Raw genomic sequence first — 25,307 nt, 5'->3', positions numbered from 1 at the left:
TGCCTTGAACAATAATAATTAGTATGAAATTAAATTTAAAAAACAGTATCTTTTTTATTGGAATCCTTGGTTTGTTCTCGGGTTTTGGAAGCACTGCTGAATTCAGCAGAAAGATTATCATCGAAAATACACTTCCTTTTGACCGCACGGCAGAAATTATTTCGATAGACCTGCATAAAAACAAAGTTTTTGCTTTGGTTAAGAATTATGAGGACTTACTGGTAAAAGATGAAAAAGGAAATCTGCTTGTAACACAATTAATTGACTTAAATCTTGACGGCAGGCCGGATGAACTGCTGTTTCAGGCTACAGTTGTAGCTTTGTCCAAAACAGTTTATACCGTTTTTACCGATGCTGATGCTGCTAAAAACAGACCGGCTCCGGCACTTACCACTTATGCACGTTTTGTACCAGAGCGGATAGATGATTTTGCCTGGGAAAATGACAAAGTCGCTTTTAGAACTTACGGTCCCGAAGCACAGCGTCTGGTTGATGAGAAAAAAGCCGGCGGAACACTTTCAAGCGGTATAGATATCTGGCTTAAAAAAGTAAATTATCCAATTATCGATTCCTGGTATGCCAAAAATAGTACTGCTTCGGGTTATTATCACATCGATCACGGTGAAGGATATGATCCATACCATGTAGGTTACAGCAGAGGAAACGGCGGAACAGGAATCTGGGAAAAAGACAGTTTGTACACTTCCAAAAATTTCCAGAAATATAAAGTAATTGCCAAAGGTCCGCTGCGCGCAGTTTTTGAATTGGAATACCCTGAATGGAGCAGGTATGGCGTTACAGAGACAAAAAGAATATCGCTTGATCTTGGTTCTAATTTTTCAAAATTTGAAAACAGCATCAGTGCTGCGGTAAAGATTCCAAATTATACCTTAGGAATTACACTGCATCAGGAGAAAGGAACAGTCCTGATTGATGCTAAAAAAGGAATTTTTCGTCATTGGGAACCAATTGATGATTCATTTGTAGGAGAAGGAATTCTGATCGATCCAAAAGCGGTGACAAAAGCTTTTGATTACCGTACTAAAGCTGCTGATCAGAGCCAGATTTTAATCGTTACAAACCCTGTAAATAATATATTGATTTATTATGCAGGTTTTGCATGGCTTAAAAGCGGTCAGGTGAAATCGGCAGAAGAGTGGGACGCCTTGTTAGAAAAACAGTCAAAAATAATCCAAAATCCATTAAAAGTAAAACTGTAGTTTTTTATAAGTCAAAAAACAAACACTATCTGAAAAACTGTTTTTTGTAGTTATAAATCATTTTCAGTGGTTTTAATAAACAGAAAACAGTTTTTATATTGTAGGAATTGATTTGATTAAATGTTTTGCTTGATGTTTCATACGGAGTTGTATTATAATTACGTAATTACCCAGAGCTGACTCATATTAAACAGCCTATTAAGCACTGAGAATTATTGTAAGACTTTCTTTTGATTTTACACTGTGTCTTGTTTTGTTGCATAAACGTTTTATTCTCACCAATAATTCATTTGGATTAAAAGGTTTAGAAACAAAATCATCAGCACCTAAATTAAATGCTTTAATTACTGTGCTTTCTTCTTCGCCTAATGATGACACTACAATAACTGGAATGTTTTTAAAATTTTCTTTTGAATGGTTAATTATTTCCAGTCCAGAACGATATGGCATCACAATGTCAGTAATGATTAAGTCAGGTACGAAAATAGGAATCATTTTGATAGCAGTTAAGCCATCTTTGCAGGAAGCCACTTCATAGCCTTCTTTTCTAAGTATAAACTCAAGAATTTTTACCATTAATGCATCATCTTCAGCGATCAATATTTTTATATTAGAATTGTTCATTTTGTTTTATTTTTATAATTCTTCTTTTGAATCTGTATTTATTTAAAAAGAGAAAGAAATATTTTTTAAAAGCAATATTTCGGTTATTGTCTGCAGCTAAGTCAAATAGATTTTACAGCTAAAAGGGGCGTTTATTGCGGATAATAATTGGTTCAGGTTTATAATAAAACGGTATCCATGAATTGAAAATCTCCATTTGAATTTCAACTATTAGTGATAGAAAAAAAGATGCACTGAATCTTTTTGTGTGCGGCTGTTTATGAGACCAAGGACAAACATTAATCTCGTAAATTCCGTCAGTTTTTGTGATTTGGAAAGCCATAACATTTATGTTTTAGAGTTAATTAATTTGTTATTTCTAATGCAAATATGCGACAGATAACAATGGAGGATCACTTGTATTCGACCAATGGAACCTTGCTTTCGGTGAAATATCAGTACCTGCTCTTAATTTATTCTTATTTGTAATCACACTATCGACGAATGGAATCATTCAAAGGATTATCTGTTTTCCTTGTAGTTAATTCCTAAAGACGGGTGAAGGCTTATGGCTGGTCTGACAAAGACAAAGTTTTTTTCTGCAGCCATTTTAAAAGAAGTATTTAAATTATTTGAAACCGTTAGCCAGTAATATGCTAAAAATTCAGGTATTGGATTGTAAGCAATAAATGCCATCGCAGATTAATTAGAAGATACTGTCTATTTGAAGTATAAAGGGAATAATAAAAAGATGTTTGTTTTTGTTTTGCCAAAAGAGTAAAGCTATAAGAACTGGCTTTGATTCGTTTGCTGCTATTCATTAGAAAAATAGCACTTCACAATAATTACACCGCCTTTACTGATTTTTAATTTGGATAAAGCTAAAAGCCTTTGGGACAAAAAAGGAAGTCATGTTTTTGGGACTTAGCAAGTCTTTTTTGAAGATGTAGGTAACTTCAAAATTGATTTTAGATGGGCAAAGTCCAATAATAAACGGCGATGTAATTCTGGAAGTAAATTAGAATTGTGTTTTTTAGAGTAATTGCTGTTTTCATTTTTCTGTGGTATTTAGATGAAACTTTATTTAAGTGCTTACTAATTAAGTATCATGTAATGAAACAGCAATTACAGCTAAATTGGTTAGATTGTTTTTGGAGATTATTATGGGATTAATTTTTATTTGTTTCTTATTTCTGAAGCAAATCTATGGCGGTAAAAAGGTTTTTTTGTTTCTTTTCGACGAATAGAAGTTTACTGTCGATGAATATTTAAACTTTATGGCTGACTTGTAATTGATTACAAATCATCTATCGACGAATGAATATTAAAATGGAAACAGTTCCATTTTCTGAATCTTGTTTTGATCTTCACTTTGTTTATTGTCATTGTTTTATTCGTTTCAAGATATTTTTATGAATGAGATGCCGTTATACCATTCGTCGACACTTTTTTTCCAGTTGTCCATACTTTATTAGGATCTGACGAAAAACAGCTCTTACTTTTAAGACAATGAAATACATTTGAAGTTGAATAAATGTTTATAAAAAAAATTAATAAAATGGCAAAATCATTAAATATATTACTAATCGAAGATGATGCAATTGAAGTCATGAAATTCAATAGAGTACTAAAAAGTTTAGAACTCAATCATCGTATCATTGAAGCTAATAATGGTGAGGAAGCAGTTGATGTATTAAAAAGAAAAGAAATAATTCCTGATGTTATTATTTTGGATCTTAATATGCCTAAGTTGAACGGGATAGAGTTTTTGACTATTTTAAAATCAGATGATGTATTGAAATACATACCAGCAATTATATTAACTACTTCCAATAATCATAGGGATGTTATGGAATGCTATAAAATTGGTATCGCAGGCTATATTTTAAAGCCTTTGAAATATGATGATTATGTAGACAGGCTGCGAAAAATACTAGATTATTGGAGTACGAATGAATTGATTTCGCAGTAATACAATAGATGGCGTTATCTGAATACAGCTCCGATAAAAAATATAGTTTTTAACTGTTTTTCCAGTTGTAAAAAGATAAAATAGATATTAAAAAGAAAACGAAATACCACTTTAGTTTTAAAAAAATTTGCTGTTTGAGAAAAAAGCAGTAATTTAAGGTAAAAATTCGAAAGTATTGAACTGTATTTTATTATGGTTCAGTGGCTTCTAGTATAAAAAGCATTCGAAATAACAGCTCATTATTTGTGTTTTTTTTAAAAAAATTAAGGAGGGTAAAGCATGGAAAATTCTCAATTTCATTTTGACAGTGAAACATTCAATAGGATCTTTCCCTTTTATGTTTTGCTTGACGGCAGTTTACTTATCAAAGACAAAGGCAAAAGCCTGATCAAAGTTATTCCTGATTTAAAAAACAATGAATATTTCCTTCATTCATTTGCTATTACCACACCGCATATTGAAGAGTTAAATAGTGACAATTTTTATAAAGTTACAAATCAATTAGTCATAATCGAATCACTCCAGGAGAAAATTTCACTTCGGGGGCAATTTGAAAACTATGCTGACGGCTATATATTTTTAGGCAGTCTCTGGCTTACTTCGGTGAACAATTTTAAAGAAAAAAAAATATCTCTTTTTGATTTTGCTCACCATGATTTAGCATTAGATTTACTTGATTTAAAACCACAAAAGTCTCTAACTGCAATACATCAGCAGGAGAATCAATTAAAGAATGCCGGTAAGGAAATTCACGATATATCATTATTTCCTAATCAAAATCCAGATCCATTAATTCTTATTGATTTTGAGGGGCGTTTATTAAATATGAATCTTGCGGCCCAGAATTTAAAAAAACTTACATCTCACGGGATTGATTATGAAATTCAGGATTTTTTTAAATTCATCATGCATCAGATCGATAAAACAAAAGAAAGCTGGATGTTTGAGGCTGAAAGTAATGGTAAGTACTATTCTTTTGTGTGCAAAAGTTTTCAGGAAGATGGTTATGTTAATGTTTATGGACATGATATTACTGAGCAGAAGATCAATAAGGAAGAGTTAAATAAGCTCTCTCTGGTAGCAAAAACCAATAAAAACGGAATTGTATTTACACATCCTGACGGAAAGATATTTTGGTGTAATGATGCTTATTCCAAACTGACAGGATATAGTAATGATGAAATTATCGGCAGAACGCCTGTTGAATTGGGGTCAAATCCTTTGTCTAATAAAGAGGAAATCCATAGAATGATTGATGCTTTTTATGAAGGGGATACTTTTGAGGTAGAAATTCTGCATGCTAAAAAAAACGGGGATACTTTTTGGTCTAAAACAGTTGGACAGCCGATTTTGAATTCCTCCAAAAAAGTAATTCAATATTTTGCAATGATTGAGGATATTACAGAAGACAAGCAAAATGAAGAACAGCTTTTATTACTTTCCTCGATAGCAGATAAAAATATCAGTTCAGTAATTATCAGTGACAAAGAAGGTAAAATAGAGTGGGTCAACAGCAGTTTTACCAAAATGACCGGATATTCCAAAGAAGAGCTGATTGGTCACAGACCCGGTCATTTATTGCAAGGTGAAGAAACCAATCCAGAGACAATAAATTATTTAAAGAATCAAATAAAACAAGGCCTTCCTTTTGCCTGCGAAATATTAAATTATACAAAATTTAAAGAAAAGTATTGGGTTAGAGTGCAAGGACAGGCACTGCATAACAAACAGGGTGAAGTGATTAAGTTTTTTGCAATTGAAGAAAATATAAGCCAGGAAAAAGCATTCAATCAGCAGCTTATTGATTCTGAAAACCGTCTGACTTCTTTAATAACCAATCTTCAATTGGGTATTTTGTTAGAAGACGAGGATAGAAAGGTGCTGATAGCGAATAAACGATTTTGCGATTTATTTGATTTTAAAGGCGAACCAGAACAAATGATAGGGTTTGATTTTAAGATGGGTACTGAAGAAAATAAACACTTTTTTAAAAATCCAGATGCGTTTATTGATAGGGTAGAAGAAATTTTGAGAAACAAAGAAAACGTCTTTTCTGAAGAGATTGAACTGGCTGACGGGCGCGTGTATGAAAGAAGCTTTATCCCAATAGCCAAAGACAGTAAAAAGGATTATCATTTGTGGAGTTTTGAAGATATTACCCTCAAGAAAAAATACAAAGAAAGCCTAGAAGCAGAAAAAGAAAAATACAGGAATATTATCGCCAATATGAATATGGGCTTACTGGAGGTGGATAAGGATGATATAATACAATTGGCTAACCAGTCATTTTGTGATATGACCGGTTTTTCTCTGATTGATCTGCTGGGCAACAAAGCATCTGAAATTTTGATTCATCCTGAAGATAAAAAATTAGTTACTCATAAAAGTAAAGAAAGGGTTAAGGGTAAGTCCGATTCTTATGAAGTAACTTCAATTAATAAAAAAGGAGAAACGAGATACTGGCTAATCAGCGGTGCTCCCAATTACAATGTCAATGGCGAAATAATTGGTTCAATAGGAATACATTTAGACATAACCCAGCAAAAGAGCCTTGAACTGCAAAAAGAGGAATTACTTAAAAAATTAGAAAAACAGAACGAACAACTCAATGATTACGCTCAGATTGTATCCCATGATTTAAAATCGCCATTGCAAAGCATACACTCACTGGTTACATGGATTAAAGAGGACAATGAGAAAGAATTTAGTGAGCAGACGCTCCAATATCTTACTATGATAGAAGATAAAGTTGAGAAAATGGATCATTTAATCCAAGGAATTCTAAACTATTCCAGAGTAGATGCTATTGATATGATTACTGAAAATATTAATCTGAATACTGAAATCAGCAAAATAATCGATATTATCCATATACCCAAGCACATTCAAGTTGTAATAAAAAATGAACTGCCAACCATTAAAGCAGAACGATTTAGAATGCAGCAATTATTTCTGAATATCATCAGCAATGCGGTAAATTATATTGATAAGCCTCAAGGATATATTGAAATAAGCTGTGAAGAGGAAAAAAAGCATTATGTTTTTGTCGTTAAAGATAACGGCCCCGGTATTGCTCAGGAGAATCAGGAAAAAATATTCAAAATATTCCAATCTTTTACTTCTAATAAGAAATCAACAGGCATTGGATTGTCTATTGTGAAAAAAATAGTAGAAAATTACAACGGAAAAATCTGGATTGAAAGCGAACTTACAAAGGGTACTGCCTTTTTTATTAAACTACCAAAATAGAAACTTATGAAATTAATTCAAGCTTATAAAAAAAAGAATGAAAATTGGGATTACCTGACAAAAGAGGAAGAATTAAAAAATCCGCTGGTACTTGTTTTCGGAAATAGAATGCAATTAGAGCGCCCAGAAGTCATTGATGATATCAGAAAGGAATTCCCTTATGAACATCTGGTGTTTGGTTCTACATCAGGTGAAATTATCGATTCAAATGTTTTTGATGATTCTATAGTAGTTACTGCTGTAGAATTTGAAAAAAGCACATTCGAAATTAGAACCGACAATATTTTTAATCATGGAAAAGATGCGAATGCATTAGGAGAATCTCTTTACCAGCAAATACCCAAAGAAAATTTGAAGCATTTATTTGTACTCTCAGAAGGAAGTTTCGTAAACGGAAGCTCACTTATTGAAGGTCTTGAAAAAGGCATTCAAAATAAAGTGCCTGTCTCGGGAGGTATGTGCGGGGACGATTCAAAGTTTGAAAAAACATTAGCTTCCTATAAAGAAAACCCTAAGGAAGGCGAAGTCGTTTTGATTGGATTTTATGGCAAAACTCTAGAAATCTCGTTTTCCAGTTTTGGCGGATGGAGCTCATTTGGTCCCGAAAGAATCATTACCAGATCAGAAGCTAATGTATTGTATGAAATTGACGGACAGCCTGCTTTGGATTTATATAAAAAATACTTGGGAGACAAAGCCAGTCAGCTGCCGCAAGCTTCTTTGCTATATCCTTTAAATGTTACGCCCGAAGGCAGATCTCAAGCTGTGGTTCGAACCATTTTAAATATCAATAACGAAGATCAGTCGATGATTTTAGCTGGAGATGTACCCGAAAATGCAAAAGTACAGCTGATGATGGCCTCAGTTGATGCTATCGCCGAGGGGGCTTCGCAGGCTGCCATGTTAGCAATGAAAAACAGAAAAAATCACCCACAGCTTGCTTTATTAGTGAGCTGTGTAGGAAGGAAATTAGTTATGAATCAAAGGGTTGAAGAGGAAATAGAGCGTGTTCAGGAAATAATAGGAAATGAAGTAGCGATTACTGGGTTTTACTCTTATGGCGAAATGGCTCCGTTTAGCGGTAATACGTTTTGTGAACTGCACAATCAAACGATGACTTTAACCCTAATCAGCGAATAATGAATGCTTTACTAAAAAGACAGATTGTCAAATTTATAAACCCTGAACAGTTAAAAGATTTAAAGCATTTTTTGCAGGCAGTCAATGATTCTTATAATAATCATGAAGATCAGATGAGTATGTTACAGCGCGCTATGAAAATTAGTTCTGATGAACTTTTCGAGGCCAATATAAAACTGCGTAACGAAGCCAATAGTTTAAAAGAGATAAATTTAAATTTGACGGAGATATTCAATTCAATGAATCTGGATGCTGAAAAATTGGGTAATGAAAAGGATTTTAATCAGTCTGATTTCTTAAAAAAGCAATCTGCAGAAATTTTGTCAATGAATAAACAAAGGGAAGAACTGCTAAAAAGTTTAGAAAATCAAAACCGGGAGCTTAACGAATATGCTCATGTGGTTTCTCATGATTTGAAAGCACCGCTTAGAAATATAGATACCCTGATTAATTGGGTTCTTGAGGATAATAAAGATAAAATGGGCGAAAGCTGTTTAGATTCCCTTAATAAAGTATTGTTTAATGTCGAAAAAATGGATCTGCTCATCAAAGGGATTCTGGCTTATTCCACAGTTGATAAATTAGAATCCGAGGAAAGATTAATTGATTTTAACCAAGTAATTGACGAAATAAAGAGAGAGATTCATATCCCGAAAAATATTGAAATTCTGATAATTAATAATCTGCCAAAAATAAAAGGGAATACCTGGCGATTCAAACAATTAATGCAGAATTTAATTCAGAACAGTATTAATTATAATGATAAAGCCCAAGGCAGAATTGAAATTGGCTGTACAGAAAAGGAGCAGGATTTTGAATTTTATATTAAAGACAACGGTATCGGAATCGCTGAAAAATACCATGATATGATTTTTAAAATATTCACCAAATTAGAAAGCAATAATCAAAATTCAGGAGTGGGGCTTTCTATCGTTAATAAAATTATCGAGTATTATAAAGGTTCTATCTGGCTTGAAAGTAAAGAAAACATCGGGACAACATTTTTTTTCACCTTACCTAAAAACCATGGAGCAGCCTAATTTAGATTATATAGATAAACTCTGCGGAGATGATAATGTATTTAAGAAAAAAATGGTTGCTATCATTAAAAAAGAACTTCCGCTTGAAATAGATGTATATCATAAAAGTATGGAAGTCCGGGATTTCAGGCTTGCTTCAGAACATGTTCATAAATTAAAACATAAAATTTCCATATTGGGTCTTGAAAGCGGCTACTATATAGCTCGTGAACATGAAAATAATTTATTAAACAGTATAATTAATTCTGAAGAAGAATTTGAAACCGTTTTAAGATCAATGCAGTGTTTTGTAGATACTATTTAGCAGGTTTTTGTTTGTAAATTACTAAATGACAGTTTGTTTATTTGAAAGCTATAATAGATTCAAGCGCTTCATTAAATCCGGCCGATTGGCACGGCTTACAGGAATGACTTCCTTGCCAATTAATACACTGTTGTCTTCAATATCAATAATTTTTTTTATGTTGATGATAAACGAACGGTGTACTTTCAAGAATAAATTTTCAGGTAATTTGTCTTCAATCTTTTTAAGGGTGGAGTGAACTACATAATTTTTGTTATCCGTCTTGATATGGATATAATCTCCTTTGGCTTCTACAATATTTACCAGAGCAAATTCAATTTTGATTAAACGGCGGTCAATATTAATATAAAATTCGTTTGCATTATCTTCACCAGCAGTTTTATTTATAGCTGTTGCTGTTGGAGGTAACGGGCTGGCATTGACTTTTTGAACAGCTTTCTGAAAACGGTCTTCGGTAATAGGTTTAACTAAATAATCAGCAATACATTCGTATTCAAAAGCTTCAATAGCAAAATTCTTGTCAGAAGTTATTAGTATAATTTTGGGAGGGTTTTTAATGGTCTGAATAAAATCAAAACCTGTAAAATCGGGCATGTGAATGTCCAGAAAAATTAAATCGACCTCATTTTGATTCAAGAATTTTATAGCGCTAATAGCATTTGAGAACTCCTGTAACAAATTTAATTGAGGGGTATTCTCAATCATTTTTTCTATGATGGCTCTTGCCATTTCTTCGTCATCAATAATAATGCAATTCATAGTTAAGCAGATTTATAATTCAGGTAAAGCTACTGATGGATTTTAAAATAACTTCAAATTCATTTTTGTAAAGCCGTACTATTGTTTTTTTTTTAATCCTTTTCCTATTCTTAAGCAAGATAATAACTTTTTTTAAGACCTAATATGAATATTTGTATTTTAATTTATTGATATTTCCAAATATTTTAAAAAAAATAATTTTTATAAATGGGTATAAAACAAAAGTTAATAACTAAAACCATTAGTTTTTTACTACTTTTTTAATTTCTTGTCAAGATTTTTTGTAATTATTTATTTTCTAAGAGCCTGTTTAAATTTTATTGGTCTCAAATAGAGTTTAAAACTATGCACTTTCAGTGTATCTCGCTTTAGCTTCTAAAAAAGTTTTTGCCACAGATTTCAAGAAAGTGGTGTGACTTTGACAAAGAGTTGCTAACTTGTGTAAGCGTGTGAAGCCTATTTGTAAAATGGTGAATCTATCCCTTCACAGATTTTGGTAGAAATGTAAAAAGGCCTCTGGTAGGAGGCCCTTTGAGACAATTAATGATGAAACATTTTGTTATCTCGTATAGAATAATTTTAGCAAAGATATTACATTTCCTCGCATTTTTAAAAAACAGATTTATGGAAAATTTTAAAAAATGCAAGTTTTAAATACAAATGCGGCAGGAATTGATGTTGGTTCCCGATCTCATTTTGTTGCAGTTGGACAAGAAGACAATCAAATTAAAGAGTTCAATGTTTATCGATCGGGACTAACTGAATTAGTTGTTTTTCTTAAAACGAATCAAATCAAAACCATTGCCATGGAATCCACTGGGAGTTATTGGCAATCTTTATTCATGCTATTACAAAGTGAAGGATTTGAAGTTATTTTGGTTCAAGGAACCCAAACAAAAAACTTGAAAGCAAAAACCGATGTAAAAGATGCTCAATGGATACAGAAATTGCATTCATTAGGATTATTGAGAGGATCTTTCCTTCCTTGCGAAAGTACTTTGCAAATTCGAACGTTACATCGACATGGCGAAAGTTTGGTGGAAGAAAGTGTTAAATATGTAAACAAAATGCAAAAAGCATTACGCTTAATGAATTTTCGATTAGATGTTGCTATAAGCGATATTGTAGGAGTTTCAGGCATTCGAATCATCAAATCTATTTTGTCTGGAGAAACATCTGGTGAAAAATTGGCTGAGAATTGCGACAAACCAGTAAAGAAAAGCAAGGAGGAAATAGCGGATGCTTTACAAGGAAAAATCAATCCTGAATTATTACATGAATTATCGGATTGTTTTGATATTTATCTTTTTATACAAGAAAAAATAAAGAAAAACAGCCTAAAGATAAATGAAGTTTTACAACAGCAGACACAAGAAATTGTCTTACCTGAGAATATCGAAATGGTAAAAAAGAACAGAAGTCGAAAAAAAGAAATACAACTGGATGTTCAATCTCATTGCTGCAAATTATTTGGTGTAGATTTATTTGCTATCGAATGCATTAGCGAAGGAACAGTTGCAAGTTTTTTGGCAGAAGTAGGAACTGATATTTACAAATTTCAAACAGCAAAACAATTTGTAAGCTGGCTTCGATTAGCTCCTAATAATAAAATTAGCGGAGGGAAAATATTGAGCAGTAAAACTCCTAAAGGCAAAAATAAATTTGCATTGACCTTAAGAAATGCAGCCAATTCAATTGACAGGAAAAAAGAGGGGTATTTGATGTTGTTTTTTAAAAGAATTGCATACAAAAAAGGAAGAGGGGCTGCAATCACGGCAACAGCTCGAAAAATTGCCATCATAATGTGGAATATGATTGTGAAAAGAACGCATTATAGTCCTGTTAATACAGAAGAATATATTCAAGAAATGAAGACTAAAAAGATTTTACAAATAAATAAAATGATAAAAAAATACAAAATAGAAACTAATTATTTATCAGTGATTTAAAAAAAGAGTTAGATAGAATTCACAGATTTTAAAATCATTTTTTATCTGTGAATCAGTGACAAAATTTCATCAATTTTCGCAATTCAACCTTATAGACTTTCAGTCTGCCTAATCAAATCTATGGACTTTCAGTCCATAGTGGGTTAGTTTTGAGATTTATTATTAGATGATTTTTGAGTGAAACTAGGCAATTTTTTATAAAATAGCAGAGCTATTGTATAAAAATTAACGAAGTTGTTGCCAAAAATCGTCATAAGAGAGCCAATAAATAAAACTTAAACAGGCTCTAAGTGTTGTTAATTTTTCAGGATTAGTTTTCAGGGAAAAGGTAGTCTGCGTAATTTTAAACCTATTTTCTATTTTTTTTAAAATAATATCTATCGGAAGATTTGCAATCGAAAATATTTTAAACTTTGAGAGGTAGATATCATTACCAATTAAATTCCTTCTATAATGATATATTTCTCTATTTCAATCGAATAATTTTGGTTTCTGAATTAAAAAATACTTGAATAGAATCTTTGTATTTCTTTTTAATGATCAGCCCATTAATAGGCTCGTTAAGTTTTAATTTGCATAATTTTGAATCTATTTTTAGTAAAATCAGTTCTTCATTTTTTTCTTTTGATCCAATATATCCGTAATATACCAGCGTTGGCCAATTAATATTTGACATGATTTTGGGAATTTTGGGAACTATGACTTTTTTTACAGATGAATAAGTTGAAATTGGCTTTTTAATGAGAACAATATCACTTTGATATTGTTTATTGAGAAATGGATCTCTACTTATTTTTTCTAATTCAAATGTGTCTTTGTTAATCTGATTAATAGTAACATTGATTTTTTGATTCGGTTTTCCAAATCCGGCTTCGTTCTTAAAAAAAAGGCGATTCAGGGCTCTATAGCCTATGGTTCCCCATAGTCCCAAAACAATTAGAATTAGAATTACATTTATCTTCTTTTTGACCATGTTTAATTTAAAGTAAACTTAAATCCTGTACTATTTGTACCAATGTTACCAGCTCCATCAATAGCTCTCACCCTCCAATAATAAACGCCGGCTGTTGAAAATGGTTGCTGTAGTGTTGTTGAATTACTGTTTTGGGTTTGGATAATTGAATTGAAATCAGCATCAGCTGCAAATTCTATCAGATAGGAAATGGGAGATTTTACAGTACCAGCATCATTTGCTATACTCCAAGTATAAGTAATACTTGAATTGGCAGATTGAGTTGAATTATCAGCAGGTGATATGTTTTTTGGCTGATTAGGTTTAGAGGTATCTAAACTGAATTTCCTCGCGGCATATTGTTTGGTTTCACTGTCAGCGTTTTTAGCTTTTACTCGCCATTCATAATTCCCATCTGTCAAATTGGCCACATCGAGTGTTACTGATGTCTCTGTTAAATTGGATTTATAAAATATTTCCTGACCTGTTGCTGTATTGATTACCCTTGCACTATAGCTTGTGGCATTTTCAAGTGTTAGCCAGTTAAGTGTAATATTAATAAAATTTAAAAATTTTTCATTTTCCGGACTTGATAAAACTACTTGCTGATTTGTTAAATCGCTTGGAATAGTTGTTGAGAAATTTAATGGGAAAGAATAAATTGATTCATAGGCATAATTTTCACCTCTTACACGCCAAATGTAATTTCCTGCTTTTAATGGCAAAGTAATATTTGTTTTGGTTGTTAAAGAATCAAGTACTAAAATTTGATTGGATTCAAATACTTGAATACGATAATTATCTGCACCATTAAGAGTATTCCATTTAAAATTAACCACATTACTTTCTATAACGGCATCTTTTATTGGCGAAATGACTTGAATAGTATCATTGCTAATATCCTCTTCAAGGATATCTTCACATGAATATGTTAGGATTGTCAGTACAATTAGTATCAGTTTATTTATTGTTTTCATAATTTTGGAAAATCATTTTTAAATGTAAAATTTCAGATTTATTATTCTTTTTTGCGGTATAGAAATTCATGCTTACTATTCTTGAAAGATTAAAGCTTTTTTCAAAATCATAAGTTAATTTTAAGAGTTGATTGCTATTCCCTGTAACGTCCAGTTGGTTTGTAATAATATGATAATCATCTTCCAAGAAATCATGAATGGGTTTTAAGTCATTTATTGAAATTTCTCTGGAATTTTCAGAAGCAAAACTTATGATACCTTGCTGTACCATTTCTTTTGATACTCCTTCTTTTCCCATTATTTTGTCTAAATAGGAAATATCTTTATTTAAGCCACTAGTGTTTTTTGCTTTTTTATTAATATCGTCTACTGTTTTTGATAATGTTCTGTATTCGCTGATAACTTCATAAAGAGTGCAAAACGATCTTTTATATGCTGTAATTGACACCATGAAAAAAATTACAATCAAGGCATGAAATTTTTGTTTATATGAGTAGTTTTCAAACATTTTTAAGTGTAATTTTTATTTCAAATACTGATTTGTTTTTTTTGTCTTTTTTGAGACTTATAATTTCAAAATGCTGCAACCAATTCATTTTTTTTAAATCTTCCAGCCAGAAATTAAAAGAAGATTCCTGAAAAGTTTCACCTTTAATAATAATTGTTTTGTTATCAAAAAAAGCTTTTTTATTTTCTTTATATTCTTCTTTTAAAGGAATGATATTTAATTCATTTAGAGAAATGTTTACCGGAACCATTTTGATAATTTCATAACTATAAAAGGTAAGGAATTTAGAAGATAAAACTCCAGATTCTTTTAATATAGAAAGTTTTTTCTCCTTTTGGGATTCTAAATTTAGTATTAATTGATAAGATTGGTTTGAATAAACCGACTGAAGATTCAGTTCCGCATTTTTTGTTCCATAATATTGTATTATAAAATAGCTTACTAATAATGAGGTGAAAAAGAATATAAGCATAAATATTCCTAAAATATTAAAAGCTTTTTTATATATTAATTCTTCATTATTTAAAACAGGATTTATAGTTTTTTTGACACCTTTTGGGTTCACAAAAAAACAAATTGCTGCTCCATATAGGGGTAAATAAACGCTCGAAACTATGTCGTTTCCAATTTTGTACTTTTCAGATTTTTCAGTTTCGTCCTGTTTTGAAAAGCGTACTAGCTTTTCATGTTCAAAATCCAAACGTAAACTATTTGCATACAGTATTTCTTTTTTTATAACGCTGTTTAATAATGTGGCTAGAAAAGATCCAATATAAATATCAATAACCTGAAAACCATTTTTTTGAAATTTTAATATAGTTTCTTCAACGATGTTTTTTCTGCAAAAACTAATGAAATTAGACTGCAAACCATTTAAATCTGTATAATAAATAGCTGAATAATCTACGTTTTTCTGCCAGTTGACATCGGTTTCATTTTCAGAGTTAATTTCCTTGTTTAGAACCCCTTTTCCTTCTAGTACTATTAAAATTGGTGTTTTTTCTCCTATTTTTCTTGTTAATTCATCAATTGTTTCAAAAGTTTGTTGAGAAACAATAGAAATTTTGTCTGCTTTCTTTTTTATAGTAAGCACATTATAAATTTCGCAATCTTCTTTTTTGATTACTCCAACTACATTTAAGTCGTTTATTTTTATAAATTTAGATAGGACAGCTACCATTAATAAATTACTGTTGGTTTAATAAAAATATGAAGTTTAGAATCACTTTTAGCTTTTTTTCTACTGCTAAAAAACCATTTTATTATTGGAATTCTTGATATTAGCGGTGTTCCTGTGCCTGAGTTTTCTTTTTTTAGTTCGTCTAAGCCGCCCAATAAAATCATTTCTCCATTTTTAACTCTTACTAAAGATTCAAATTTTTGAGTGGCTTTTCCAGGAGGAGCATCTTCACCGGCTCTTGCCAAGAAAGAACTTTTTTCTACAGCGATGGTTAGTGTTACGTTTTCATCTGTTGATACATATGGTTTTATAGATACCGTTAAATTTGCATCAGTAGATTTCCAAGTGCCTGAATTTAAAATGTCATTCCCAATATTATTATTTATTAATCTGTTGTTTTGTTCAAAATAATAACTGGTTTCACCAATAGACAGCTTTGCTTCGTGTCCGCTTATAGTAGCAATTTTTGGTGTTGATTCTATTTTTAAAGCCGAATTGCTTTCTAGTAATTTGAGATTAAGGTAAAAAGATGAGGTTACTTTCCCCAGTTTGAAAAGACCAAAACCATTAAAAGCATCTATTAAATCATTTATAGAAGAGCCGTTTAAAGTAAGGTCTTGATTAGGGTATGTGACACCTGTTGTCTGGATTTTATTTAGTTTATCTAGTCCTGCTTTCATGCCAGTTTGTATATCATACGATTTATTATATTGGACAATAATGACTTCGATCTGCACCATTGGTACTACTTTGTCAATTTGTTTTATATATATTTTTAACTCGTTAAGTATGGTTTTGGATCCCGAAACGATCAATCCATTCAATTCTGTAAATTCTTTTATTTCTAATTTTTCTGAGAATACTTTTGGTAATGAACCGATTATTGATTCAATAGACCTGTTTTCTAATGGTATCATTTCGGTAACTCTAAGCCCTTCAGTAGCTTCTTCTCCAATTAAATATAAATTTGCTTGTTTTTTATAAGTGTATTTCTTTCCCTTAAAAATATTTTCTAACAATTCATCAAATGTGATATTATCAGCTGAAAGTGTTGTTTTTTCATTTTCAGGCTTATTATATAGAAAATAATTGATGTGCAGTTTTTCAGCAGCTTCAGTTAATATATCATAGATGTCTGCTATATAGGCATTTACATGTAAAAAACCATTTTTATTTGTGTCGATTTCATAGAAACCTGGAACACCAACACTTGCTTTTGGCTGTTTTGCTTTTTGATTGGGACTAAGAGCGTTTATATTAGTACTATTATTTTTTTGTAAAAAATAAATACCATTTTCATCTTTAGATGCTGATAAATCATTTGATTTGGCCATCATTTCAATCGCCTGATCAAATGGCCTGTTTAAAATATAAGAAGAAATTCTGATGCTTTTTATATCTTGAGCCAATATCAGATTTTTACCTGATTTATCAATAATTGCTTTTGCAACTGAAGATAAAGTGTCATTTTCTGCTTTTATCGATAAAAAATCATTTTGAGAATTATAGTTTATTTCGATAACTTTAGGGAGTTTTTTTTCAATAACAGCTATAACTTTTCTTTTCTTGAAAATGATGATATTTTTCATAAAAGAAACATCTAAATCATATTTCTGAACGAGATGTATCAATAGATCTTTTACAGTAACATCAAAAAAGTTACTCTCTATAGGCTGATTTAATTCTGGGTCTACATCAATATTCAACAGATGCTCTTCGGCTATAGATGAAATAAAATCGTGTAAAGTAAGCCCTGAAATATTCATTTTGATGCTTTCATTCAATCCCTTTTTTTGTAATGACCATTCATCAAATTTTCTGCTTAATTCATTAATATCTTGCTGAGCTATAATACTATGTGAAAAAAATAACGCAGCTAGTACGTAAAGTAACTTTTTAAGCATTTTTATTTATATGTTTATTAAAGTTGAATATATTTCTTCTAGTGAAGTTTCTCCTTGTGCTAAAATTTCAAAAGCTTTTTCAGGCAGTGATTTATAATTTTTGTCATTAGCATATAATTTTGTGATTGTATTATTTTTTATTGTTTCTGCAATTTGCTGGTTTATATTTAAAACTTCATAGATTGCAGTTCGGCCTTTATATCCGGTGTGAAAACATTGATTGCATCCAGCTGGTTTGAAATAAGATAAAACTTCATATGGAAATTTAAAATTCAATGGAAAGTCTTTAGGATTACATGCAGTTTCTTTTTTGCAATTATTACAAAGCTTGCGAACTAACCGCTGTGCTACGGATACATTCAAAGTTTCAGCAATTAAATAGGAGGGAACTCCCATATCAATTAATCTCGAAATTGTTCCAATAGCCGAATTGGTATGTATTGTGGATAAAACCAAATGTCCTGTCAATGAGGCTCTAATTGCCATTAGAGCCGTCTCGGAATCTCGAATCTCCCCTAACATAATGATATCAGGGTCTTGACGCAAAAAAGATTTTAAAGCCGATGAAAAAGTAAGCCCAATATCTTCCTTTAGCTGTACTTGATTTATTCCTTTTAAAGTATATTCAATTGGATCTTCAACCGTTACAATATTTCTCCGATTATCATTTAGCAGTCTTAAAGTTGCGTATAGTGTTGTAGTTTTTCCAGAACCAGTAGGTCCGCTAATGAGAATGATACCGTTAGGTTTTTTTACCGCTTCCAAGTAACTATCCAATTCTTCTTTTTGAAGCCCTAAAGTACTCAAATCAATATTGGATGCATCTTGGCCTAATAAACGCATTACAATTTTTTCACCAAATAAAGTTGGCAGAACTGAAACTCTTATGTCAAAAGATTCGTTTGTTATTCTTCCATCCTGTGGCAGCCTTTTTTCAGTTATATTTAATTTTGCTTTGATTTTTACTTTATTGACTAATTCAAGATAATTATCCTGCTCTATTTTATATCGCTCAATCAATTGACCATCAATTCTAAATCGGATTCGAGAAGAGTTTTCATAAATTTCAAAATGAATGTCGCTGCATTTTAATGATTTTGCTTCATTTAATAGATTCTCAAGAAAATCATTTTTTTCTACATTTAATGATTTATTTGTGTTTGCAGTTCTTTCTTTTCGGTAATAAATAGATAATGCTTTATCCATCTCTATATTATCTATCGGATAAAAAACAATATTTTTCCCCAGAAATAGTTCTAATTCGTCTTTCGAATCTTCGTTGCTGCCAGAATTATCAATATATAACTCTAGGGTATTTTCAAATAGCTGCTTGGGCAATATTCTATATTGATTAGCTAAATCATTAGAAATTGTGTGCTGAAGTTCGGAAGGAATTAAAATATCTTGAGCCATTATAATAAAGTCATTTTTTGAAAGACCAAAAAGCTGTCTTTCATTAGTATAATGAATAAAAATAAGGCTGCAAATCCAGCTAAGGGAACAGTCTGTTCCTTTATGAATTTTTTTAACCCAAATTGCATACTAATTGCGAAAAGTAGTGATAGAATAAAAAATAAAACATAGTTGCGAAGTAAAAATAACGGCGTAATTGCAATGTAAAAAAGAAAATCACCTAATCCAAAATAATGCAGGAACGGATTTAGATTTTTTTTTGATTTTAAGCTCATGTAAATTGTCAAGATAGATAGTGTGACTAAAAAGAACAAGACATTAAAAAGCACTATTTCTAATAAGCTGTATTTTTTCACAGCAATCATCAAATAGGATGTAATGAAAATTATTAAAGGAAGGATTATGTGTATTTTTCTGTATTTCCAGTCCTGAATAAAAATAATTACTAAAGTGATTAATAAAATTGCTGATGCTATTCTCAATTTATTCTTTTGTTACCTCGGTTAGTAATTTTTTGCTGTCAATTTCCCAAGTATTAAAACTTCCGTCACTATCTAAATCAGAGACTGCAGTGGCTCTGGCAGAAAAGGAATCATTTGAAGCCTCAAGGATTTCAATTTTATAAACAGCCTGCCCGCCTTCATCAACAGTTTTTTCTTGTTCAAAACCAATTTCTTCTAAATTGCCGGAGTATTTAGAATGTCTATAAAAATAGCTCTTTTCTAAGCCATAAACTTGATTAAGCATTGCTTGTGCTTCAATTGCTTTAGCTTGACCAATTACCGAAGTTTGGTTTGGCAAGACCATAAGTAGGAGTATTCCTATAATACAAAGAACTATTAAAATTTCAGTCAATGAATAGGCCTTTACTGTTAGGTTTCTAAAATTTTTATAACTTTTTCTGACGTTATTAAACATGCATGTGTTGTTTTTTTTGTTAAAAAATATTAATTAACTGCGCAAAAATACAAATTGAATCCAATAAATTACTATTTATTTATTATTTTACTTAAGTCAAACATTGGGGCATACATAGAAACCATAATTACACCTACAATTGCTCCAATTACAATAATAATCATGGGCTCTAAAATGACTCCAATCATCTTGGTTTGATGGCTTATTTCTTCATTATATTGTTCCGTTAATCTTTCAAACATAATTTCCAATTGGTTTACTTGTTCAGCTACTTCAACCATTGAAACCATTTTGTTTTCAAATACAGCGTGTTTTTTTAAACTTTCATTTAAGGACGCTCCCCTTGTAATGTCTTCTTTTATTTGATAAATAGCAGCTTCAATAGGATAAAAACTTATCATTTTTGCAGTTAAAGACAATGAATTGATAAGTGTTGTTCTTGAAGTTATTAATAAATTCATGGCTTGGCAAAAACGGGAAATGTAAATTTTACGAATCAGATTTCCGAAATAGGGTATTTTTAAAACCATTTGTGAAGTGAATGCACGATAACTTTCCTTTTCTTTTAACAGTATATGAAGCACTGCAAGACCAATTATAATTCCAGTTACAATAGAAAACAGCATTCCCGAATGATTTGATATTTTTAAAATAATCTGAGTGCTTTTTGGCAGTTCACTCCCAAATTGTTTAAAGACCGAGCTAAACATCGGCACCACTTTATTCAGCATAAAATAAAGTACCAATATCGTAACCAGCATAACGATAGCAGGGTAGGTCATTACTGAAATAATCTGCCTTTTCATCTGTATTTTTCGATTGAAATATTTTTGCAGTTCTCCCAATACATCTTCTAGTTTCCTCGTTTCTTCACCAATTTGGATACTGTAATATTCATAAGCTGAGAATTGATTGCTTTCCCGCATTGATTCATAAATACTTCTTCCCTCAATTACTTTTTCTTTGATTTGAATAATAATTTCCTTTTCAAATTTATTAGCTGATTGGTTGCTGAGAATTTCCAATGCTTTTTTAAAATCGACACCGGATTTTAAAAGCATGCCTAATTCTCTATAAAAAATCTCCTTTTTTTTGTCAGAAAGTTTTTTAGTGAATTGAAAAAGGTCAGTTTCAATTTTAAAATCTTTTTTCTCAGACTTTGGTGTTTTGTATGTACTTAAATCAAGACTCATTATTTTTGTATGCTTTTTAATAATTCATTAGGATACAATCTTTTGTAAAATCTTAGATCCAATTTTTTTTCATTCGATTCTATATTTAATTTAATTTTTTGGAAAACAAACTGCCCCGATTTATTTTTTACAGTATCCATATCCATTTTGTTCAACCTGATTCGGAAAGTGTCTACAAAAGTCTCGCTGTTTCTTAAAATATAATCGTCTGAAAACTGGTAATGAATTTTTTCTCCCGCGTACCCATTAAAATAAATTTCATTTGGTAAAACGATCATTTTTTCTTTTTCAAAGATATCTTTGTTTAAGCTATAGGTTAATCGATTTAAATCATTAACTAATTGATTTTGATTTTTAAAATCTAACATTCTTCCCGTAATTATCGAAAAAATGACAAATAGTATCCCCATAATAATAGCTGTTATAGCCATTCCTACAACAGCTTCTGTGATAGAAAATGCAGGAACTGATACGCTGTTATTGTGCATTTTTTTGAACATAGAAACTTTTTTTAAACTTAAATTGTAAGCTGTCTTTATAATCAATTGAAATTTTTTTCAGGTCATCATTAATGTCTTCTTCTTCAATTAAAAGATTCTGATCTTCATTTTCGTTAGCTAATGAATCACTTTGTAATTCTTTTAAATAAAAAAACTCATTTACCCGATTCTGTGTGCTGTAAAATTTAGCTGTGGTTTTTGGAGTGTATACTGAAGCAAAAATAAGTACAGCAAAATACAGGCATATTGAAATAATTGTTAAAGCAATAACCGATTCTAATATAGAATTGGCGGGCAACTTATAATACCTTTTTGATAACACCATAAGCTGTTTTTTGAGTGTTAAACAATGGAATCGAAATAAAATAATCTGGACGTTTATTTGTATTTATTTCAATATCACTAATCATATTGTCATAAGAAGAAGAAGTTGTTTTTAGAAAAAAACGATTAGTATAAACAGAACCGTACACATTACTTTTTAGCATCAGTTTTCCAGTACAATACAAATCTCCAATGACTAAACTATCTTCATCTATTTCAATACTGTTTTTGTCAATCATTTCTATTGAACTTCCAAATAGAATGACAGCTCCAGTTATTTGAGATTCTTTCTTTATTTTTATTTTGCTTACTTCGGGTGTTTCATTATATAGACAAATAACGGAAGGGTAGTTTAGCGTTACTTTTTGTTCTATTTCTATTTCTTTTGTTGCAAATGCCTGTACGGTTCCTTTAAAACCTTCTTCAAAAGTTATTTTTGGTGCTATTAAAATAACATCTTCAAGGACTGTGTTTTTTTTAACCCGAATTGAATCTTCTGATCGTAAGATAAAATTGCCTTTGAAAATAATATTGGCCAAATTCGATTTTACCTGTATTTCTTTGGTGGGATTAAAAAAAGAATTGTAATACAAAGAATCCATCGGTCTTTCTACATCAGATAATTTGATTTTCTCTGATGATATTCCTTTGAATATTTTTTGAAAATTAGGATTGATTATGGGCAATTGTGGTTCCGAAAGACTTCTTTTTCCTTCTGCAACAAGTTGATTTAGGCTGTTGTTGATATATGATGTTTCAATAAAGGTACTTGGTAACTGATTATTGCCTATCAGTTTTACTTTTCCCGAATAAAAAAGAGATTTGGATAAATTAGAAAGATAAATTGCAGTATTGTCGGTAGTATGTGTACCAACAAAATGTACAGAAGCTACCGTATCGTTTCCAATATAGGATTTCGCTAAAATCAGCGCTAAAAGCCCATGATTTTTTGTTTCATAACTGCCTTCAATACCTGAATTTTCATCTTTTTCTATTTCAGATGGCACCGTTTTATTTCCTAAAGCGAAATTGACAACGGATTGATTCTGGATATAAAGTTCCTCTTGTAAGTTGTAATAAAGGTTGAGCTGATTGTATAGATTAGAAAAATATAACAGTGCTCCGCAAATGATGGATACAATTAGACAAATATAAATGGCATACAGTAAACTGTGAGCTTTTACCATTATTTAGCAGTTTTATTTTTTCTCTTAAAAAGTTTTTTAAAGAAAGCTTCTATTTTTGAATCTTTTTTAGGCTCATTTTTGGATTTTTTCTTTACTTCTTTCTGTTTTTCTCTTTCGGCTTTTCTTACTAAAGCTTCAGCTTCTTTGTCCTTTTTGGCTTTTTCTTTAGCTTTTTCCTTTTCTTCTTTAGCTTTTGATTTATAAGCTGCAAGTTTAACAGCATCAGAAGCTATTTCTAATTCTTTTTGGTCTATTTCGTTTTTTTCTAATTTAATGCTTTCTTGTTTCAGTAAGTATTTCTCAGATTTTGTATAATTTGGTCTTTTCTTTATAATTATGCCTTTTTTATAGGTAATGATCTGTTTAGTTTCGGCATTAGTCCATTTTCCGGTTTTGAGATCCGAACTGTATTTGCCGTTTTCAACCATGACACCATTTTCATTATAACTGAAATATTTTCCTGAACGCAAACCACTTTTCCAGGTTTGAGTTGAAGACAGTACACCATTAGGGTGCCAGGTTTTCCATTCGCCCACCCGAAGGCCATTTTTAAATTCACCTTGTTCTGCTAATTGATTGCTATGATACATTTTTGTAAATTTATCATGAAGCAGTTCACCGGCCATTCCTGCTTGAGAACTGTGAATTAATCCTCCTTTGAACCAATAATAGGTTTTATTTTCGTTAGGATTTATTTTTTTATTGGTAGTATAAAATTCATATCTGAAATCTTTGTCTGAAATTCTTTTTATGGTATAAGGGTCTGTAAAAGAAACTAGAATAAAGGTAGAAAAGAATATAATTAAGCGAGGAAAAATAGTTGTTTTCAAGGAAATTTGTTTTGTTTTATAAACACTCGCAAGGTAGTTTTTTTTTATTATCTTACAAAATATTTTGTACGTTTGGTAGGACTAATTATTTATTAAAATAACGGTTTGCTATCAAAAAACTTAAACGTATTAGTTGACAGTTGTTATACTGACCAGTGGAGTATGAAACGGAAGAAGGAACGACTGATTGGAATAGCCTAATGGATTGAAGACAGCATTATTTTTGCAATTATAGCAGGCGTCATCGTCATAATTTTAAACAACAAAAGCAACATAGTTATGAGTTGCTTTTTTGTTTTATACGCTTTGTCTGCTGAACTTTGTGGGTACAGAATGCAATTCTGTTATCAGTAAAAGGACATTTATTGCATATCTGAGCGATCGGGATATGTACAACGAGTAGCTGATAGCGCAGAATTGCATTCTGTGCCCGCTCCAATTGGCAACTAAAACAAATCTAACAAAACAATTTCTCTTTAAAACAAAAAAGCTACACCTTTTCAAGTATGTAGCTTTTTAACTTGTTTTGTTTGCTCAACTGTGTGGGCACGGAATGCAATTCAGCGCTATCCGTACCGAGAAATTTATTACATATCCGAGCGATTGCGTTTTCTGCCTTTACTTTGTATTTGATATATCCGATCCATAGGGGCTTTCTACGTTAGCCGTAAAAAGATATTTATTGCATATCTAGAACGTCGGGAAAGTATTCCAATCTTCAATATTTAAAGAATTATAGCCCACACCATCTAAAGAGTTTTTTATAAACTTTATCATAACTCCTATTTCTCTTTTAAAATCATAATTATTTATTAATATTTCGTTATTCTCATTTAATAAATTTTTTAATTGACCTAAAACATTATTCCAATTTGATTTGATATTAATATTATTTGATTCTTTAGATAGAATCCAGATGCTTGCAAACGTATTAGAAGACCAATGAATTTCAAGATAATTAGAATTTTTATCATTTAAAAAAATGTATATTTTTATAAAATCGTTAATCATTAATGAAATATCATATTTATAAGACAATGGTATATAGATGTAATTCCACTCTATAAATGCATACTCTGTTTCAAGTGGAAATATTGCTTCAATTGCATCTTCAATGCTTAAAACGTCAACATCTAAAATATTTAATACTTCTGGATTACTTATTTGTATTTTGAATGACATAAT

Annotated in this window: 23 protein-coding genes; 7 read left to right on the top strand and 16 right to left on the bottom strand. The window is 30.9% G+C overall.

Features of this window, described 5'->3' with window-relative positions:
• Nucleotides 1-23 precede the first annotated feature (23 nt).
• Nucleotides 24-1,220, top strand: coding sequence for a BT3233 family polysaccharide utilization protein (locus OZP07_RS13130; protein ID WP_281635439.1), 1,197 nt, complete (start codon nucleotides 24-26; stop codon nucleotides 1,218-1,220).
• A 198-nt stretch (nucleotides 1,221-1,418) separates the two neighbouring features.
• On the opposite strand, the gene OZP07_RS13125 is transcribed toward OZP07_RS13130, so the two are convergent.
• Both OZP07_RS13125 and OZP07_RS13120 read right to left on the bottom strand, forming a co-directional pair.
• Entirely contained in the window at nucleotides 1,419-1,844 is a 426-nt protein-coding gene (locus OZP07_RS13125) for a response regulator transcription factor (RefSeq protein ID WP_281635438.1), read from the bottom strand.
• A 501-nt stretch (nucleotides 1,845-2,345) separates the two neighbouring features.
• Entirely contained in the window at nucleotides 2,346-2,519 is a 174-nt protein-coding gene (locus OZP07_RS13120; protein WP_281635437.1) for a hypothetical protein, read from the bottom strand.
• Between the two features lie 862 nt (nucleotides 2,520-3,381).
• Between OZP07_RS13120 and OZP07_RS13115 the strand changes: the two genes are divergently transcribed.
• The 5 genes from OZP07_RS13115 to OZP07_RS13095 all read left to right on the top strand — a co-directional run bounded on the left by OZP07_RS13115 (nucleotide 3,382) and on the right by OZP07_RS13095 (nucleotide 9,528).
• Nucleotides 3,382-3,795: a response regulator gene (locus OZP07_RS13115; RefSeq protein WP_194643823.1), complete on the top strand. Its 414-nt coding sequence runs from the start codon at nucleotides 3,382-3,384 to the stop codon at nucleotides 3,793-3,795.
• Nucleotides 3,796-4,074: 279 nt separating this feature from the next.
• A complete protein-coding gene (locus tag OZP07_RS13110) occupies nucleotides 4,075-7,044 on the top strand; it encodes a PAS domain S-box protein (protein ID WP_281635436.1) in 2,970 nt (989 codons plus the stop codon).
• Between the two features lie 6 nt (nucleotides 7,045-7,050).
• Nucleotides 7,051-8,184, top strand: a complete 1,134-nt coding sequence (locus tag OZP07_RS13105) for an FIST signal transduction protein (protein ID WP_281635435.1) — start codon at nucleotides 7,051-7,053, stop codon at nucleotides 8,182-8,184.
• A complete protein-coding gene (locus OZP07_RS13100) occupies nucleotides 8,184-9,224 on the top strand; it encodes a sensor histidine kinase (RefSeq protein WP_194643828.1) in 1,041 nt (346 codons plus the stop codon). Before OZP07_RS13105 ends, OZP07_RS13100 begins: the two co-directional genes overlap by 1 nt.
• Nucleotides 9,211-9,528: an Hpt domain-containing protein gene (locus tag OZP07_RS13095; protein WP_281635434.1), complete on the top strand. Its 318-nt coding sequence runs from the start codon at nucleotides 9,211-9,213 to the stop codon at nucleotides 9,526-9,528. The genes OZP07_RS13100 and OZP07_RS13095 overlap by 14 nt, the downstream gene beginning before the upstream one ends.
• Before the next feature lie 48 nt (nucleotides 9,529-9,576).
• Here OZP07_RS13095 and OZP07_RS13090 read toward each other — a convergent pair whose 3' ends face one another.
• The gene (locus OZP07_RS13090) at nucleotides 9,577-10,287 is read right to left on the bottom strand and encodes a LytR/AlgR family response regulator transcription factor (protein WP_281635433.1); all 711 of its coding nucleotides are present in this window, start codon (nucleotides 10,285-10,287) and stop codon (nucleotides 9,577-9,579) included.
• Between the two features lie 641 nt (nucleotides 10,288-10,928).
• On the opposite strand from OZP07_RS13090, the gene OZP07_RS13085 reads away from it, so the two are divergent.
• The gene (locus OZP07_RS13085) at nucleotides 10,929-12,236 is read left to right on the top strand and encodes an IS110 family RNA-guided transposase (RefSeq protein WP_281635432.1); all 1,308 of its coding nucleotides are present in this window, start codon (nucleotides 10,929-10,931) and stop codon (nucleotides 12,234-12,236) included.
• 466 nt (nucleotides 12,237-12,702) lie between these two features.
• Here the strand turns inward: OZP07_RS13085 and OZP07_RS13080 are convergent, their stop codons facing one another.
• The 13 genes from OZP07_RS13080 to OZP07_RS13020 all read right to left on the bottom strand — a co-directional run bounded on the left by OZP07_RS13080 (nucleotide 12,703) and on the right by OZP07_RS13020 (nucleotide 25,304).
• Nucleotides 12,703-13,209, bottom strand: coding sequence for a hypothetical protein (locus tag OZP07_RS13080; protein WP_281635431.1), 507 nt, complete (start codon nucleotides 13,207-13,209; stop codon nucleotides 12,703-12,705).
• A gap of 2 nt (nucleotides 13,210-13,211) precedes the next feature.
• Nucleotides 13,212-14,165 (bottom strand): T9SS type A sorting domain-containing protein, encoded by a 954-nt coding sequence (locus OZP07_RS13075; RefSeq protein ID WP_281635430.1) that lies wholly within the window; start codon nucleotides 14,163-14,165, stop codon nucleotides 13,212-13,214.
• Nucleotides 14,149-14,673, bottom strand: a complete 525-nt coding sequence (locus OZP07_RS13070; protein ID WP_281635429.1) for a hypothetical protein — start codon at nucleotides 14,671-14,673, stop codon at nucleotides 14,149-14,151. Before OZP07_RS13070 ends, OZP07_RS13075 begins: the two co-directional genes overlap by 17 nt.
• Nucleotides 14,666-15,853 carry a hypothetical protein gene (locus OZP07_RS13065; RefSeq protein ID WP_281635428.1) on the bottom strand — a complete coding sequence of 396 codons (1,188 nt, stop codon included), beginning with the start codon at nucleotides 15,851-15,853 and terminating at the stop codon, nucleotides 14,666-14,668. The genes OZP07_RS13070 and OZP07_RS13065 overlap by 8 nt, the downstream gene beginning before the upstream one ends.
• Complete coding sequence (locus OZP07_RS13060) at nucleotides 15,853-17,757, bottom strand: type II secretion system protein GspD (RefSeq protein ID WP_281635427.1); 1,905 nt, start codon at nucleotides 17,755-17,757, stop codon at nucleotides 15,853-15,855. Before OZP07_RS13060 ends, OZP07_RS13065 begins: the two co-directional genes overlap by 1 nt.
• Nucleotides 17,758-17,763: 6 nt before the next feature.
• Nucleotides 17,764-19,170, bottom strand: a complete 1,407-nt coding sequence (locus OZP07_RS13055; protein ID WP_281635426.1) for a GspE/PulE family protein — start codon at nucleotides 19,168-19,170, stop codon at nucleotides 17,764-17,766.
• Nucleotides 19,171-19,653: 483 nt separating this feature from the next.
• A complete protein-coding gene (locus tag OZP07_RS13050) occupies nucleotides 19,654-20,025 on the bottom strand; it encodes a type IV pilin protein (RefSeq protein WP_281635425.1) in 372 nt (123 codons plus the stop codon).
• Between the two features lie 134 nt (nucleotides 20,026-20,159).
• A complete protein-coding gene (locus tag OZP07_RS13045; RefSeq protein WP_281635424.1) occupies nucleotides 20,160-21,281 on the bottom strand; it encodes a type II secretion system F family protein in 1,122 nt (373 codons plus the stop codon).
• The gene (locus tag OZP07_RS13040; RefSeq protein ID WP_281635423.1) at nucleotides 21,281-21,769 is read right to left on the bottom strand and encodes a PulJ/GspJ family protein; all 489 of its coding nucleotides are present in this window, start codon (nucleotides 21,767-21,769) and stop codon (nucleotides 21,281-21,283) included. Before OZP07_RS13040 ends, OZP07_RS13045 begins: the two co-directional genes overlap by 1 nt.
• The gene (locus tag OZP07_RS13035) at nucleotides 21,759-22,106 is read right to left on the bottom strand and encodes a hypothetical protein (RefSeq protein ID WP_281635422.1); all 348 of its coding nucleotides are present in this window, start codon (nucleotides 22,104-22,106) and stop codon (nucleotides 21,759-21,761) included. Before OZP07_RS13035 ends, OZP07_RS13040 begins: the two co-directional genes overlap by 11 nt.
• Complete coding sequence (locus tag OZP07_RS13030) at nucleotides 22,081-23,292, bottom strand: hypothetical protein (RefSeq protein ID WP_281635421.1); 1,212 nt, start codon at nucleotides 23,290-23,292, stop codon at nucleotides 22,081-22,083. The genes OZP07_RS13035 and OZP07_RS13030 overlap by 26 nt, the downstream gene beginning before the upstream one ends.
• Nucleotides 23,292-24,122, bottom strand: a complete 831-nt coding sequence (locus tag OZP07_RS13025; protein ID WP_281635420.1) for a toxin-antitoxin system YwqK family antitoxin — start codon at nucleotides 24,120-24,122, stop codon at nucleotides 23,292-23,294. The genes OZP07_RS13030 and OZP07_RS13025 overlap by 1 nt, the downstream gene beginning before the upstream one ends.
• Before the next feature lie 690 nt (nucleotides 24,123-24,812).
• Nucleotides 24,813-25,304: a hypothetical protein gene (locus OZP07_RS13020; protein WP_281635419.1), complete on the bottom strand. Its 492-nt coding sequence runs from the start codon at nucleotides 25,302-25,304 to the stop codon at nucleotides 24,813-24,815.
• Between the last annotated feature and the right edge of the window lie 3 nt (nucleotides 25,305-25,307).

The sequence above is a fragment of the Flavobacterium marginilacus genome (assembly GCF_026870155.1).
Lineage (GTDB): Bacteria > Bacteroidota > Bacteroidia > Flavobacteriales > Flavobacteriaceae > Flavobacterium > Flavobacterium marginilacus.
The sequence above is the reverse complement of the archived record's forward strand: the minus strand, read 5'-3'. Positions and strand labels throughout refer to the sequence as shown.